Below are 15,033 nucleotides of genomic sequence, written 5' to 3' on the forward strand. Positions count from 1 at the left end.
CACCAGCAGGTTGGGAGGGAGATTTAACCTGTTCGACGCCTGCCGCATATCGGAATTACCACTCGATAGGATGTCGCGGCTTTTCGCAGGAGGGGCCGTCTCGGCGGCCCCTCCTTGTTGCGCGGCGATCTTTAAAGCTCTTCGTCCAGACTTACTATTTCACCGGTGCCCGATCCCGACTTCTGAGCCTCCCGGTGCGGCTTCAGAATGAGATTCGGATCGGTAGTGTTTTGCGGCAAAGGCTCAACCTCGACGTCGCCATCGCCGTACTTTTCGATGAGCTCCTCTCGCGGCCCGAAATCGAGAGCACGCATGGGGCAACTGGCCACGCAAATGGGCTTGCGACCGCGCTCGAGCTCTCCCGCGCACATGTCGCACTTAACCATATAGCCCCTTTCTTCGGAGAACGTAGGGGCATTGTAGGGGCATGCAGTTTGACATGTTTTACAACCGATGCAAGCATCATGATCGGTCCATACGATACCTGTCTCGGGATCTTTCTGCATGGCGCCTGTGGGGCAATTCTCCACGCAAGCAGGATCGGTGCAGTGATTGCAGGCGACGGAAACAAAGTAGCCGAACACCCCATTGGGCACATAGGTCCCTGCTTCGTTGCGCTCCCATGCGCCACCTTGATAATTCAACACGCGTCGATACAGATTGCCAGCGGGCAGCTTGTACGTCTCCTTGCAAGCGACCTGGCAAGTCTTGCAACCCGTGCATATATCCTGATCGAAATAGAATGCGTACTGCGTCATGACGCACCTCCTTTACGCTTCGATGCCAACGGGCATAACAAGGGGACACTCCCTGTCAGGCACAAGCTCCAACGGTCCTGCGTACTTCTCAACTTGCACAAGAGTACCAGTCCAAGACTGAGACCCGCCGCCCGATGAGGCCGGCGCCTGAAGAACGTTTGGGTTGCCTCCGAGGTCGATGCCAGTTTCTTCATCGATTCTCGTCCACGAACCATCCTGCAGCGCAACGGCGCCGGGCACAATCGTCGGCAATACCTTAGCCGGGCGAAGCACCTGCCCGTGAGGGCTCGTCATCAACACCGCATCTCCGTTCTTGATGCCGCGCGCCTCAGCATCCACCGTCGACATGAAGCACTCCTGGGGGAACGCCTCGCGCAAACTGTACACATTGTCGTCAAGAGAGTGCGCACGGCGCAGAGAATGGGGCGTCCAAAGGAGCAGCGGATACTCATCGGTCTGAGCGCCAATGCCCTGAGTCGGATCGCCAATCTGCCATTTTCCAATCGGGGATATCGTAGAGTAACCCACTGAATTAATCATGTACGCCAACGTCGGACAGCAAATTTCGAACTTACCCGTGGCCGTGTTGAGCGGGTTCGCCTCAGGATCGGCGATGAAGGCCGCGAAAGGCTCGGGGATGAAGCTACCCTCCTCAACAGGATATTTGTAAATACCAGCCTCTTTGAGCTCAGCGAACGGAATGACGCCCTCCTGAGGTTGCCCCTCAACGCCAAATTCGTCAATATCCTCTTGAGTCAAGGTGAGCAGCGGCTTCGCCTCTCCCGTGGACATATCCGTAATCGTGGCGCCCGCCACCGTGCGGAAGTTGCGCTCCTCAAGAGACGCTCTGTTCACCTCTTTGGGGTCAAGGCCGAGCTTCTCCGCGAGCAATTCAGCAATCTCGTTGAGGTTCTTTGACTCATAGGAGGGCTCCATCATGGCGTCGTACCAGAAAATGGTAGAGGCCTCGGCGCTATAGGCCTGGCCGCCCTGTTCCCAATATGAGCAAACAGGAAGCACGATATCGCAGTATTGGCGAGATGCGTCGAAGAACACGCCAGTTCCCCAGACGAAGTCCATCTTTCTCGTAGCCTCAATACCCGCGTTGGTGTTGGGAATCTGATTGAGCGAGTTCTGAACAACGCCGTAGTACATCTGATGGATATCAAGCTTGCGCTTGCCAGTCGGCCAGCAATCGCGACCATACTCTCCGTCGAGAATATTCTTCCACGACTCCGAAGGTTCAAGCATATCCCAAGCATCGGGATCTTCCATGACATCGAATGTGGGAATGGGGTACATCATGTAAATTGGCGTTCCCGGAGGATTGAGCGGATTATGAAGATCCAGCTCAGGCGTCAGGGCACTGCCAGCGGCAAGGGCGCCGACATTGCCCTCGTTCACACCCTTCCAGCCCATGTAATGTCCCGGCGTTCCGATACCGCCATGCATAAGAGCCATGGTGTAGAACACCTGCACGAACTGTTCGCCGGCAGGAATTTTCGAAGTGGACTGGCCAGCGAAAAAGTTCACTTTGTCAACGCCGGCAATCTCTTTTGCCAGTTCGACAATCTTGGCTGCCGGAACACCGCACAAAGGCTCTGCCCATTCGGCCGTTTTTGGTTCGTTGTCGGTTATTCCCAGCACGTAATCTTTGAAGTTGTCTTTGGCATCAACGCCCTCAGGCATGTGATTGGCGTCGAATCCAATGCAGTACCTGTCAAGATAGTCCTGATCGAACGTACCGTCCTGAATCCACTGATAGCAAATCGCGAGCGACAAAGCCGTATCGCCACCAGGCAAAATAGGAACCCACTCATCGGCCAAGGCCTGAGCGGTTTGGTTCAGCCAAGGATCGATGACGATAACCTTGCCGCCGTTCTTGCGACTTTGATCGATGAAGTGACCGTGGTTACCCGCCTTATTTGCCATCCAGTTGCAGCCGAAGAGTACGTGCAACTCGCAGTCGCGCATCTGAAGATGATGAGGACCGGCGCTCGCGCACCATCCACCCAGCATGTGGGTATCGGCCACAGCCCACGACCCGAACGACACGGTTCCCGCGTTGTTGTGCACTACACCACCGAGCTTGTAAAGCGCGAAAACGATGGGGTCTTCCGAGAAAACACCGTCGGGACAGGCCCCGAACATGCTGCGGGGGCCATAAGTGTCGTACGTCTTCTTGATTTCGGTAGCCACATACTGCAGCGCATCATCCCAGCTAATGCGCTCCCACTCATCCTTGCCGCGCAAATCCCCATTGGGATTGTCCGGACTCCAGTTTTTGCGCTTCATGGGATACTTAATGCGAGCAGGAGATGTCATATTCGAAATCTGTCCATGCCCGCGTGCGCAGGCGCGACGCTGCGGATTGGCGATAGTGTCTTCCGCCTCGTCGGTGCGAATTTTGAGCGGCACGCCATCTTCCACATATACCTTCAACAGACAGCGGGAAACACCGCAGCAGCAATTATATTTGCAAGGCGCAGTTTTCCATTCGCCGTTACCCGTTTCGGCCAGCTCGGCTTTTACGCCGGATGCTGCGGGCGCATCAGACGCATCCCCTGCGCTCTCCGATGAAGTAGCGCATCCGGTGAAGCCGGCGATGCCGGCGGCTCCAGCAGCAACAGTGCCCCACTTGACGAAGTTGCGTCGAGTCAATGATGTTGTCATATTGACCCTCCCTCTCGTGATTGTGTCGGGGAAGCCCGAAGCGGGCCGCTCCCCTCTTCCAACGCGACCCATGCATAGGTACAACCGTCCTAAACTAATATGACGGTTACTGGTGGATATACTATCATGCTCAAATAGGACAGTCAACGACAATACCGTGCTACCAGCTTATCTATTTTGAGAATAAATTCTTTATAGGCATATCTTTAACTCTTTTCATACTTTTTCCTGGTAACATATTATTTTCTAGAAATGGGATTGAGAGTAAGGTTTCATAGTGGAGAGGCTTGTTTGCATCATGAGGCATCTACAGCGCTGTCATAGTATAGCTCCTTGCTCGTTGTGTTTTAATCTATCCTATGCTATTGTGACAACATCGTAACAGTTTACAATTCTCGATGCTTCACTTGAGAAGGGGCTTAGGCATGAGGTTCATAATCGCTTTGGTTCTTTCACTTGCACTCGTTGTCGCCTTTGCGAAGCCGTTGAAAAAGTATCCCATCCCCTTTTATTTGGGTGCCGTGGCTCTAGTGGGGCTTTACTTTTGGGGAGTCTCCAGCGGGATGCGCGGTGAAGCTTGGTCGGTGTTTCAGCAGATCATCCATCGCTGCGCCCTGGCATTTCTGCTGTTCTCCGTAGTGATGTTCGTCGGCGTGCTTAACGAGAAATCGAGGTTGCGCGCTCACCTCATGCCCATTCGGCGCCAACTGTCCATCATCGCCTGTATACTCGCCGTGGGACATATTGCCTTCTACACGAACTCGTATCTCCCCCACCTTGTGAACGTTTTCTCAGGCAGAATCGGTCTTTCCTTCGGATTGGCGGCGTTTATCGCCTTACTCATGATTGCGCTATTCGTCACGTCGTTCCTCGCGGTTAAGCACCGCATGAAGGCTGCCGCTTGGAAGGCGGCCCAACGCCTCGCCTACCCCTTCTACCTGCTGACCTACGTGCACCTTGCCCTGCTACTCATGCCGAGCGCACTTTCGGGCAGCCAGGTAGCCACTGTGAGCATTATCGTGTACTCGCTCGTCGCTGGCGCCTATGTGGTGCTGCGTACGTGCAAGGCCCTGGCCGATCATGTCGCCAACGCTGCTCCCATCGAATCAGAAGCGGAACTCGAGTTGGTTGTGGCTCAATAAGCAGCTTCTTCCAACAAGCAGCCAAAGGCGCATTCTGAACGCCTCGAGCCTCCATATTGCAAAGATGCCCTGACTCAAAACCTTCAAATGCAAGTATATGGAACGCTGCACGCGAAATCGGCTTTAAGCCCCAACGCCCGCTTGCGTTATGCAGAAGGCTGCATAAAGAGGGAGGCTTCGCAACAGCTTGTCGGAATCCCCAATCTTCTCAACGCCAAAGTTTGCTTCTGACAGGCGAAGCGCATAGGGGGAGCTCCCCTCTTCCATGAATTTGCGCAAGCTTTTGGCTTTTACGTTACGCGCCGACTTCACCTCGACAGGAACAATCTGCGCCCGACGATCCTGGAAGACAAAGTCTATCTCTCCGCTCCCCACTTTGTCGGAGGGCATCCAGTAGAACGTTTTTACCTCGTTAGCCGCCAAAGCCTGCATCACGTAATTTTCAGCCAGCGCCCCCCGAAAATCAGAGGCCAAAACCAATCGCGACTCCTTTTCAAGAAAGAGGCCCGCATCGATGCCGAACTTGAAGAACATGATCCCCGTATCAGCTACATACACTTTAAAGTAGCTTCCTTCTTCATCGTTAAATGGTGCTAGCGGTGCTTGGTCGTCGCGCGTCAAATCATTGATGCTCACGATGCCCGCAGCGGCGAGCCATTCCAGCGGCTCAAGCAAGCGCTCACGACGGCCGCCACGCACCACTTCGGCGTACTTAAACTTCTTCGTCGATGCCCGCAGGAGCTGCTTAGGCAAACTATCCCAAATGCGTTTGGCCGAGATGCCGCTGATGCCGTTTTCGGGATCGGTCATATCGGCGGTATAGGTACCGTTTATCTCTGCTTGAATCTCCGCAGCCGACGCAAAGGTTCGGTCTTGTCGGTAGGAACTGAGGACTTTCGGCATTCCGCCGAGCACCAAGTAGCGCCGATACCAGTCAAGAGCCTGGTCGTGACGCACGTAGGGCTCCCCCGAGACTGCATGGGCCCTGATATCGTTTGCCATGACGCACTCCCCGAACGCCCATAAGTACTCTTCGAAATCGAGGGGATGGAGCTCGAGCTGAACCACATCTGAGGGAAACGGCAAGCTGCGGCGCTTCGTAGTAACACCCAGCAGACTGCCCGTTGCGAGCACACGCCACGGCGAGCCGGCAAAGAAGCGCAGGGAGTTGAGCGCTTGCTCGCAAAGCTGAATTTCGTCCAAAATGATAAGCGTCTTCTCGGGCCGAATAGCCGCGCCCTTGTATTCGGCGATGCGGGCCACAAGCCCATCAACATCGTCGGTCGGCCAATCAAAGAGAGCGCTCGCTCGCACCAGATCCGTCTGGAAGTCGAGCCTAACGAAACCATCCTCAAACAGTTCACGTCCCATGTGCTCCGCGAGAACCGTTTTCCCCACCCGACGAGCCCCCTGGATGAGCAGAGGGCGCGAATTAGCATCTTGAGCCCACGCTCGTACCGCCTCTTCAAGCTTGCGCTTCATATAGTCCATAAGACACCCCTCATCCAAGGCCTTCTACAGCCCATTATAGATCGAAAATAGAATTTCATGTACAGCTTGTACACGAAATTTCGTATTTTCGTGTACAAGCTGTACACGAAATTGGATTTAATGGGATCATCAGCAAAATACCCTGGACAGTAAACGAGGCCCGGAACGCATCCGGGCCTCGTTGGTTGGGCGGATCTGGTACGGCGCGCTACTCGGCGGCGTAGAGGTCCTTGAGCTTCTCGAGGTGCGCCCAGCGGTTCATGGCCGCCTGCTCGTTCTCGGCGAACAGCTCGCCGGCGCGCTCGGGGAACTCGCGGGTGAGGCGGCTGTAGCGAGCCTCGTTCATGAGGAAGTTCTGGTACTCGCCCTCGATCGGCTCCTTGGAGTCGATGACGAGCTTCTTGCCCGGAGCGCCCTCGGGGTTGAAGCGCAGCAGGTTCCAGTAGCCGCAGTCCACGGCCTTCTTCATCTCGGTCTGGCAGTTGGTCATGCCGCCCTTGATGGAGTGCATCTCACAGGGGCTGTAGCCGATGATGAGCGAGGGGCCGGGGTACGCCTCGGCCTCGGTGATGGCCTTGATGGTCTGGTTGAGGTTGGCGCCCATGGCCACCTGGGCCACGTACACATAGCCGTAGGTCATGGCGATCTCGGCGAGGCTCTTCTTCTTCACATCCTTGCCCGCGGCGGCGAACTGCGCCACCTGGCCGAGGTTGGAAGCCTTGGAAGCCTGGCCGCCGGTGTTGGAGTACACCTCGGTGTCGAACACGAACACGTTCACGTCCTTGCCGGAGGCGAGCACATGATCCAAGCCGCCGTAGCCGATGTCGTAGGCCCAACCGTCGCCGCCGAAGATCCAGACGGACTTCTTAGTCAGGTAGGACTTGTTGGCAAGGATACCGGCCGCGAGCTCGGCCACCTCTCCGGTGCCCTCGGCAGCAGTGCTCAGCGCCTCGATGTAGGCCGCCGCCGCAGTCTTGGAGGCTTCAGCGTCAGCGCGGGCCTCAAGCCAGGCGCGGGCCGCATCGGCCAGATCCCCGGCCGCGCCTCCGCATTCGATGAGGGCCTCAGAGTCGACGACGACCTTGTCCTGCACGGCCTCGTAGCCCAAAAGCATGCCCATGCCGTGCTCGGCGTTGTCCTCGAAGAGCGAGTTGGACCAGGCCGGACCATGGCCGTCGGCGTTCACCGTGTAGGGCGAGGTAGCCGCCGGACCGCCCCAGATAGAAGAGCAGCCCGTAGCATTGGCGATGTACATGCGGTCGCCGAACAGCTGGGTGACCAGGCGGGCGTAAGAGGTCTGGGCGCAGCCGGCGCAGGAGCCGGAGAACTCAAGCAAGGGCTGCTTGAACTGGCTGGCCTTCACCGAAGTACCCTCGAGCTCGGGCTTGCGGGCGACCTTCGACACGCAGTAGTCGAACACCGGCTGCTCGTCCAGCTCGTCGGCAATGGGCATCATCGTCAGTGAATCGGTCGGGCACTGGATGACGCACAGGCCGCAGCCCATGCAATCGAGCGGCGAGACGGCGAGCACGTACTGCATGTCGGCGCCCACCTTGCCCTTGACCGGGATGGACTTGGTCTGCGCCGGTGCGGCGGCAAGCTCGGCGTCGGTCAGCGCGAAGGGACGGATGGTGGCGTGCGGGCACACGAACGAGCACTGGTTGCACTGGATGCAGGTGTCGGAGCTCCACTCGGGCACCGACACGGCCACGCCGCGCTTCTCGTAGGCCGAGGCGCCCAGCGGGAACTGGCCGTCCTCGTAACCGACGAAGGCGGACACGGGCAGCGAGTCGCCGTCCATGCGGGCCACGGGCTGCATGATGCCCTCGACAAGGGCCACGGTCTCGGGACGACCCTCGATGTCGGAGGCCTTAGGCGCGGCAGCGGCGCTCTTCCACGCCTCGGGCACGTCCACCTGCACAAAGGCGGTGGCACCGGCGTCAATGGCCTTGTGGTTCATGTCCACGATGTCCTGGCCCTTCTTGGCATAGGACTTCGTGGCGGCGTCCTTCATGTACTGGATGGCCTCTTCCTGGGGCATGACCTTGGCCAGGGTGAAGAAGGCGGACTGCAGGATGGTATTGGTGCGCTTACCCATGCCGATCTCGATGGCCAAATCGATGGCGTTGATGAGATAGAGCTTGATGTCGTTATCGGCGATGTAGCGCTTGGCGTCGGCGGACAGGTGCTCTTCAAGCTCGTCGGCGGTCCACTGGCAGTTGATGAGGAAGGTGCCGCCGGGCTTCACGTCGCGCACGATCGGGAAGTCCTTGGTGATGTAGGAAGGGTTGTGGCAGGCCACGAAGTCGGCCTTGTTCACGTAGTAGGGGCTGCGGATGGGGCTGTCGCCGAAGCGCAGGTGCGAGATGGTCACGCCGCCGGTCTTCTTCGAGTCGTACTGGAAGTAGGCCTGGACGTACTTGTCGGTGTGATCGCCGATGATCTTGATGGAGTTCTTGTTCGCGCCCACCGTGCCATCGCCGCCAAGGCCCCAGAACTTGCACTCGATGGTGCCGGGGGCGGCGGTGTTAGGCGAGGGAACCTCGGGCAGCGACAGATTCGTCACGTCGTCGACGATGCCGATGGTGAACTGGCGGCGCGGCGCGTCCTTCTCCAGCTCGGTGAACACGGCGAACACGGACGCGGGCGGGGTGTCCTTGGACCCGAGGCCGTAACGGCCGCCGGTGACGGTGATGCCGGTGCGGCCCTCGACGGTCAGGGCGTTCACCACGTCCATGTACAAAGGCTCGCCGATGGAGCCGGGCTCCTTGGTGCGATCGAGCACGGCGATCTTCTTCACCGTCTCGGGTAGCGCGGCCACGAACTTCTCGGTCACGAAGGGACGGTACAGGCGCACCTTCACCAGACCCACCTTCTCGCCCTGCGCGGTCAAGTAGTCGATGACCTCCTCGGCCACGTCGCAGATGGAACCCATGGCCACGATGACGCGCTCGGCGTCCGGAGCGCCGTAATAGTTGAACAACTGGTAGTTGGTGCCGAGCTTCTCATTCACCTTCTGCATGTACTCCTCGACCACGGCGGGCAGCGCGTCGTAGACGGGGTTGCAGGACTCGCGATGCTGGAAGAAGATGTCGCCGTTCTCGTGGGAACCGCGCATGGCCGGGCGCTCCGGGTTCAGGGAGTGCTCGCGGAAGGCGCGCACGGCGTCCATGTCGCACATGTCGGCCAGATCGTCATAGTCCCACACCTGGATCTTCTGGATCTCGTGGGAGGTGCGGAAGCCGTCGAAGAAGTTCAAGAACGGCACGCGGCCCTTGATAGCGGCCAAGTGAGCCACGGCAGACAGGTCCATGACCTCCTGCACGTTGGACTCGGCCAGCATGGCAAAGCCGGTCTGGCGGCAGGCCATGACGTCGGAGTGGTCACCGAAGATGTTGAGCGCCTGAGTGGACACGGTACGGGCCGACACGTGGAAGACCGTGGGCAGCTGCTCGGCGGCGATCTTGTACATGTTGGGGATCATAAGGAGCAGGCCCTGGCTGGCCGTGTAGGTGGTGGTCAAGGCACCGGTGGCCAGCGAGCCGTGGACTGCACCGGCGGCACCGCCCTCGGACTGCATCTCGCACACCTTGACGGTGGTGCCGAAGATGTTCTTGCGGCCTTGGGCTGCCCAAATGTCGACGAAGTCGGCCATGGGGCTCGAGGGAGTAATCGGGTAGATGCCGGCGACCTCCGTGAACGCATAAGAAACATGCGCTGCGGCGTTGTTGCCGTCCATCGACTTGAGTTCTCTCGTCATGTGTCCTCTCCTTTGCATCTGGCCCGCACGGAATCGGCCGGCTTGCGGCCTCGTCGCTCAACGCGCGGGTGGTACTGTCGCGGAGAGGTCGGAGGGACGAAGCGCGTCCGATCAAACGGGTCGGATTTGCTCTGCGAACAGAAATACCTGTCTGATATTAGCAGCGGGCCCGCCCCTGACGCGACGTCAAGCGCGCGGGCGCCCCCAAGACGCCCTCCCCCGTCGGTCGGCGGGGTTCGGGACAACCCGCGAGAAGAGGGAGCGGCCGCCGGGACGAAACTCCTGGCGGCCGCTTCTTCGTGGGATCACTCAACTCGATGGGGTGGGTGCGAGACCGCCGAACTTTTCCGCAGCTCATCCCTCACAGCCTTTCTGACCACAAGATAGATGGCCAGAAGCGCTAATACGAAAATCGCAATGGGCGCCAAAAACGTCCATACCAGAACAAACATCTCACCTGATCCCATATTATCCCCCTGTCAGCGGGCTAAAGATAGGCAACGTTTAGATAATTTCCACCTTTCGGGCCAAACTCCCCATGAAGCCTGAAGCTCTGCGCAAACCCTGCCGTATTACGCATGGTTACCGTGGCATTAATAATAAGAGTGCGACCACCATCGGCAATTACGTGACTGTAAGTTCCATTCTCGCAAGTGCTGTGAAACCCATATGCATATTTATTATATACCGTGCTAATGCGAGTTTGGTTTTGCTTGTTTTCATATATTGCCAGCAAGTAAATAATGTCAGGGATGCCCCCAACTGTCGTATTGGCTTGAACTTGCGCACTTATCCGGCTTCGAGGAACGATGGGGGGATCAACCGGATGAGGCTCATTCAAGACAATTTCCCCACCAGTTTCCTCTGCACTCTTAAGAGCATCTGCTCACATTTGATCTATTTCTGCCTCACTCACAATGCGATAACAAGCTGAGTCTGCCGGAGGAAACGGTTGCCCTCCGTTTAACGCCTCATCCGCAAGCGCGATGTCTGGCGAAAAAGCCGTTATCGCCACCCCAGCCGCGCTTGCCCCGGCAGCGATAAGAAACTCCTTACGCGACATAGAGGGGGCCGCTCCAGCAATCTCTTTGCACATAACTCCTCCTATCGTATGTGGAATCCAGCACTTAGCCGATCGGTTCGTGAAGAGTTTAGCAAGGGCTCCGCAAAACGTTTCCTCGCATTTCGTGTCAACTCCTTTTATTTCGTTGCGAGTCGAGCCTCTACAGAGACTTATCCCTGTCTCGCCAAGCAAAACTTTCCATCAACTCGAGCTGGACACGAGAGCATCACGGAATCGAGGGGGATTCGACCGCCACATCCGCTAATAAGCGCGAGAAGGAGACAAGCTGAATTAGAAGAAAGAGACTCTGAAGGAAATTTGAGAATAATCCCAATGTAAGCCACAAGCCGCCGTTTACGCGCCCGAGAACTAGGAGCATAGTTCGGTTTCGCCGGCTTCTCTCTTATTCCTCGCCGTCCCATTCGTCGGATTCCTCGTAGACATAGTCGAGAAGATCGCCTGGCTTGCAGTCGAGCTCGCGGCAAAGGGCGCCAAGCGTGGAAAACCGGATGGCTTTGATATGGCCCGCACGAATGCGCGACAAATTGTTCTCTGATAAGCCGATACGTTCTGCGATATCTTTGGAGCGCATCTTACGCTTGGCGAGCATTACATCCAAATTGACAATCACTCCCACAGCAGCCACCTACCCCGTCTCATCGGAAAGCGCTTGCAGGGTCTTGCCGTAATTCAGGATATAGGCAAGCAAAAAGAGCACAGCTGAAGCCAGCAGCGTACCGAAGTTCACAAAAAATGTCGCAGGCTTAAGATCGGCATCATAGACTGAAGTGAGCGGCCCCAAAGCCACCTCAATGGCAGAAAAGAGAGGATCCCAAATGAAGCAGACGAGCGTATACAGTGCGACAATGCAAGCCGCTGCGAGAGCTCTTCTCACCTGCTTCTGCGCAAAAGGAGTCTCCCCTTTCGACATGTCCCATGCAACAAGCGCACACATTACGTAGACCGCAAGCATGGCAAGCTGACCAATAATGTCATAAGCGATTTGCGCAGCCGGTGCGAATCCCGCGACACCGTCTACCGCAAAAAAGAACGGCGAGGCGGCCAGGAAGAGAATCATTATTGCGCTCAAACACGCACATATCGTAAAGATGATGCCGAGCAGCTTGCCCAACCGAGGAATGCCCGCAAACGATCTTTCCAGTAGCTCGATCTCCCTGTTTCGCCCCACCAATGCTCCTTCTTCTAGTTGCTTTCAGTTATGGGGCAAACGTGCTTTGGCGCCTTTGCCCCATAACTCCTTAGCTTTAATGCAGAATCGCTTGCTTTCGTCACAGCGCTTCTCGATGAGCCACGAGCAAAGCCGTGAGCTATACATATATTACCAAACCCGATCTGATGACAGCCAGCATGTACCTTTTCCTCACTGTGAAATAGCATCGCATTCTCTCCTCTCGAATTGCCTTTTCACCCTTCGCAACACCTCACCGTAAAAAGCTTGGTGCATAGCGCAATAAGGATCTTTGTCGCTCCCTGCGGCCACGGTTCTAGCCCGACAACCTCCACCGCAGAGATAACGGTAGTCACACTCTTCGCACTCAGCAGCCAAAGACCACACCTCCCAACACGTATCTTCGAGATACGCCGGAGCAGTCTCCTTGAAAACATTTCCCATAAGAAAACGTGCGTCGTGCATCATATGGCACGGATAAACGCTCCCATCGGCATCCACGCTCACCGTGCTTTTTCCTGCCCCGCAACAATTCCGGCAAACCAGCCCTCCAGCAAGCGATTGAATCGAAAAAGCCGAGCTCTCTCCCACAGTTGGAGCCAGAAGCAGTTCGACCATGCGCACCAGATCTGGGCTTTCAGGCAAAAGGTCGGCAGTGCTGCAGCCCGCACTGGGAGTAGAGAGCAAGCTGAACCCCAAATCAACGCCCAAAGAATTCGCCAATGCTTGATATCGAGGCATATCCTCAATATTCTTGCGATGCAATGTCGGCGTTATGCACACCTTGCCAACAATCTCTTGCGCTAGGCCCACGAATTCTATGAGCTCATCAAAACGTTGCCGCCCCCGTATGGGAGCCGCATCGCTGGCGGAGACCCCATCGAACGACACCGAGATGGCGGCCACAAAAGGCGCCAACCGTTGCAGCATCGTCGTATCGCAAACGGTTCCATTTGTGAGAACGTTCACCACCTCGATACCGTACGACTCCGTGGCCTTCTTCACTATCTCGGGCAAATCAGACCGAAGAAAGGGTTCGCCACCCGAAATATTAAGCGTAGAAACTCCCAAGCGTGCAAGATACGACAAGACGAACTCGAGCTTCTCAAGCGGGGGGTCAGGGATAAGATTTCTCCCACCGCCTCCTGAATAGCACCCAATGCAAGATAAGTTACAGCGCTGGGTCACATGCAGGTATGCACCACAGACGGTGGATGGCTCAACCTCCCCAAGCTCCCCGCGCTCCAGCTCGTCAGCCAAATCGGGATGCTTGGCGGCCACCTCGCGCAACGATATACGTTCCTGAGCAAACGCCTCGCACCACTCGACCTCCTCGGGCGAGAGGCCAATGAGGTGCCCCGTGCTCAAGCTTCCGAACATTGATACGCCATCGGCAGAAAACAGCAGCCCCCTCTCGCCCACCAGGGCCTCCTCTCCCAGAGAGTCATCCTGAATAGAAGTATCCCACGAATACGCTTGCGTCATGAGACCCGACCCGTAACTTCTTGCACTCGATTTCCACTTTTTTATTGGGAATCGTCACCAACCCGTTCTTCCCCTTCTCATAATTAGTGATAATATATTCAATCGTATCCATGTTTCTCATTGATTTTTACCCAAATTTGGGGGATATTATGAGCATCCAAAAGCTTCGTTACATTGTTGCTGCCATTGAATTGGAGAGTCACGCAAAAGCGGCGGAGCAGCTCATCATCTCTCCCCAGGCTATCACCAAAGCCATTGCGGACAAAGAGAAGCAGCTCGGCCGCAAACTCTTTGAGCGAAATGGACGAGGCGTAAAGCCCACATCTTTTGGCCTCCTCTTCGCCGAGCGCGCGCGTGAGGTAATCGAGAATTACGATGATTTGGAAACTTTAGGCTCCGAAGATAGCGAGACGACCGCAAGCGGAAAACTCACCATAGCTCTTTCTGTCACCCCTTTTCGAGGGGAGGTGTATGACGAAAGCGCACTCGGGGAATTCGCTCACGCATTCCCCCTCGTTGATACGCGAATACTCAGACGCGCCAGCGACACATGCTTGCGAGCGCTCAAGGAGTCCATCGCCGATGCCGCCATACTCATCGGGCGCGTAGCGGAAGACGGCTATGTCTGCACCCGTATTGGAAGTATATCGCCCGGTCTATTAGCCCATCGGGACGCAAAGCCCCACTCGCGCACCAAGATAGGACTCGATGAGCTGAGCGGCACACCCCTCGCTTTTCCCGACGACATCCGATACGTGCTGCCGACGATTCAGGCGCACTTCAACGCCCTGGGCCTTCCCTCGCCACACTTCCAACATGTTGAGCCGACAGAAGATGGACTGTACCATTTTCTCAAAACAGGAGGAGTCGTCTTCTCCGCCCCAAACAATTCGCTCATTGAAACTCACGAAGATCTAGAGATAGTCCCCCTCGCGTCAAAGCACTCTATCACCCTGCCCGTATACCTCATTTACCGCACCATCACCCCAGAGCTTCGCCGCCTGAGAGATCACCTCTTTTCCCCTACGATAACTTCAAGATAATCGTCACGAAGAAGCTCAATAATAGTGCATCCCAAGCCGTCAAGCAGCTTATCGAGACAGGCGACGGAAACATTCTCGGAATCGTTCTCCAACCGCCAGATAGACATGCGGCTCACACCAACCATAAGGCTCAACTGCTCCTGCGTGAGCCCCTTAGATTCACGGACCGCACGCACTCTACCGCCAATTATTTGTTGTGTTTCTCCCATACGGAAAGAGTAGCGAGGGATGATATGATGGATGTACCGTATATGTTACATTGGAGAAATTCTTAAAGAGAAAGACGGGGTGGCGTGACGGTGGACGGGGCGGAACTCGAGTTGGAGCTTCAATGCATCGCCTCCATAGAACAACTTGTCAAACTCCAGCCATCCCTCGAAGACGTTCGCGCTCTCGCCCATCGCCTGCAACGAGAACTGGGATGCTGCT

The 15,033-nt window shown here is 56.5% G+C and carries 10 protein-coding genes; 2 read left to right on the forward strand and 8 right to left on the reverse strand.

Translation table 11 applies throughout. The features are described 5' to 3' along the window. Nucleotides 1-131: 131 nt before the first annotated feature. Together VJ923_RS00365 and VJ923_RS00370 are read right to left on the reverse strand one after the other, a co-directional pair. Nucleotides 132-758, reverse strand: coding sequence for a DMSO/selenate family reductase complex B subunit (locus VJ923_RS00365; RefSeq protein WP_326437369.1), 627 nt, complete (start codon nt 756-758; stop codon nt 132-134). 12 nt (nt 759-770) lie between these two features. Next, on the reverse strand, nt 771-3,431 hold the full coding sequence (locus tag VJ923_RS00370; protein ID WP_326437371.1) for a molybdopterin-dependent oxidoreductase: 2,661 nt from the start codon (nt 3,429-3,431) through the stop codon (nt 771-773). Nucleotides 3,432-3,856: 425 nt separating this feature from the next. Here VJ923_RS00370 and VJ923_RS00375 point away from each other — a divergent pair, with 425 nt between their 5' ends. Further along, nucleotides 3,857-4,573: a ferric reductase-like transmembrane domain-containing protein gene (locus tag VJ923_RS00375; protein ID WP_326437373.1), complete on the forward strand. Its 717-nt coding sequence runs from the start codon at nt 3,857-3,859 to the stop codon at nt 4,571-4,573. 123 nt (nt 4,574-4,696) lie between these two features. Here VJ923_RS00375 and VJ923_RS00380 read toward each other — a convergent pair whose 3' ends face one another. The 5 genes from VJ923_RS00380 to VJ923_RS00400 form a co-directional block, all read right to left on the reverse strand. Beyond that, nucleotides 4,697-6,064 carry an ATP-binding protein gene (locus VJ923_RS00380; protein ID WP_326437375.1) on the reverse strand — a complete coding sequence of 456 codons (1,368 nt, stop codon included), beginning with the start codon at nt 6,062-6,064 and terminating at the stop codon, nt 4,697-4,699. 208 nt (nt 6,065-6,272) lie between these two features. Next, complete coding sequence (gene nifJ / locus VJ923_RS00385; protein ID WP_326437377.1) at nt 6,273-9,824, reverse strand: pyruvate:ferredoxin (flavodoxin) oxidoreductase; 3,552 nt, start codon at nt 9,822-9,824, stop codon at nt 6,273-6,275. 1,466 nt (nt 9,825-11,290) lie between these two features. Then, nucleotides 11,291-11,524: a helix-turn-helix domain-containing protein gene (locus VJ923_RS00390; RefSeq protein ID WP_326437379.1), complete on the reverse strand. Its 234-nt coding sequence runs from the start codon at nt 11,522-11,524 to the stop codon at nt 11,291-11,293. Nucleotides 11,525-11,533: 9 nt separating this feature from the next. Next, nucleotides 11,534-12,076, reverse strand: coding sequence for a hypothetical protein (locus VJ923_RS00395; protein ID WP_326437381.1), 543 nt, complete (start codon nt 12,074-12,076; stop codon nt 11,534-11,536). 192 nt (nt 12,077-12,268) lie between these two features. Further along, nucleotides 12,269-13,498 carry a radical SAM/SPASM domain-containing protein gene (locus tag VJ923_RS00400; protein ID WP_326437383.1) on the reverse strand — a complete coding sequence of 410 codons (1,230 nt, stop codon included), beginning with the start codon at nt 13,496-13,498 and terminating at the stop codon, nt 12,269-12,271. A 212-nt stretch (nt 13,499-13,710) separates the two neighbouring features. Here VJ923_RS00400 and VJ923_RS00405 point away from each other — a divergent pair, with 212 nt between their 5' ends. Next, nucleotides 13,711-14,604: a LysR family transcriptional regulator gene (locus tag VJ923_RS00405; RefSeq protein ID WP_326437385.1), complete on the forward strand. Its 894-nt coding sequence runs from the start codon at nt 13,711-13,713 to the stop codon at nt 14,602-14,604. On the opposite strand, the gene VJ923_RS12235 is transcribed toward VJ923_RS00405, so the two are convergent. Beyond that, nucleotides 14,571-14,813, reverse strand: a complete 243-nt coding sequence (locus VJ923_RS12235; RefSeq protein ID WP_394355958.1) for a helix-turn-helix domain-containing protein — start codon at nt 14,811-14,813, stop codon at nt 14,571-14,573. The genes VJ923_RS00405 and VJ923_RS12235 overlap by 34 nt on opposite strands. Nucleotides 14,814-15,033 lie beyond the last annotated feature (220 nt).

The organism is Adlercreutzia shanghongiae (genome assembly GCF_035830635.1).
Lineage (GTDB): Bacteria > Actinomycetota > Coriobacteriia > Coriobacteriales > Eggerthellaceae > Adlercreutzia > Adlercreutzia shanghongiae.

Coding starts and splice junctions, on each gene's coding strand:
- VJ923_RS00405 (WP_326437385.1), top strand. CDS start 13,711: ATGAGCATCCAAAAGCTTCGTTACATTGTTGCTGCCATTGAATTGGAG.
- VJ923_RS00370 (WP_326437371.1), bottom strand. CDS start 3,431: ATGACAACATCATTGACTCGACGCAACTTCGTCAAGTGGGGCACTGTT.
- nifJ (WP_326437377.1), bottom strand. CDS start 9,824: ATGACGAGAGAACTCAAGTCGATGGACGGCAACAACGCCGCAGCGCAT.
- VJ923_RS12235 (WP_394355958.1), bottom strand. CDS start 14,813: ATGGGAGAAACACAACAAATAATTGGCGGTAGAGTGCGTGCGGTCCGT.
- VJ923_RS00380 (WP_326437375.1), bottom strand. CDS start 6,064: ATGGACTATATGAAGCGCAAGCTTGAAGAGGCGGTACGAGCGTGGGCT.
- VJ923_RS00375 (WP_326437373.1), top strand. CDS start 3,857: ATGAGGTTCATAATCGCTTTGGTTCTTTCACTTGCACTCGTTGTCGCC.
- VJ923_RS00365 (WP_326437369.1), bottom strand. CDS start 758: ATGACGCAGTACGCATTCTATTTCGATCAGGATATATGCACGGGTTGC.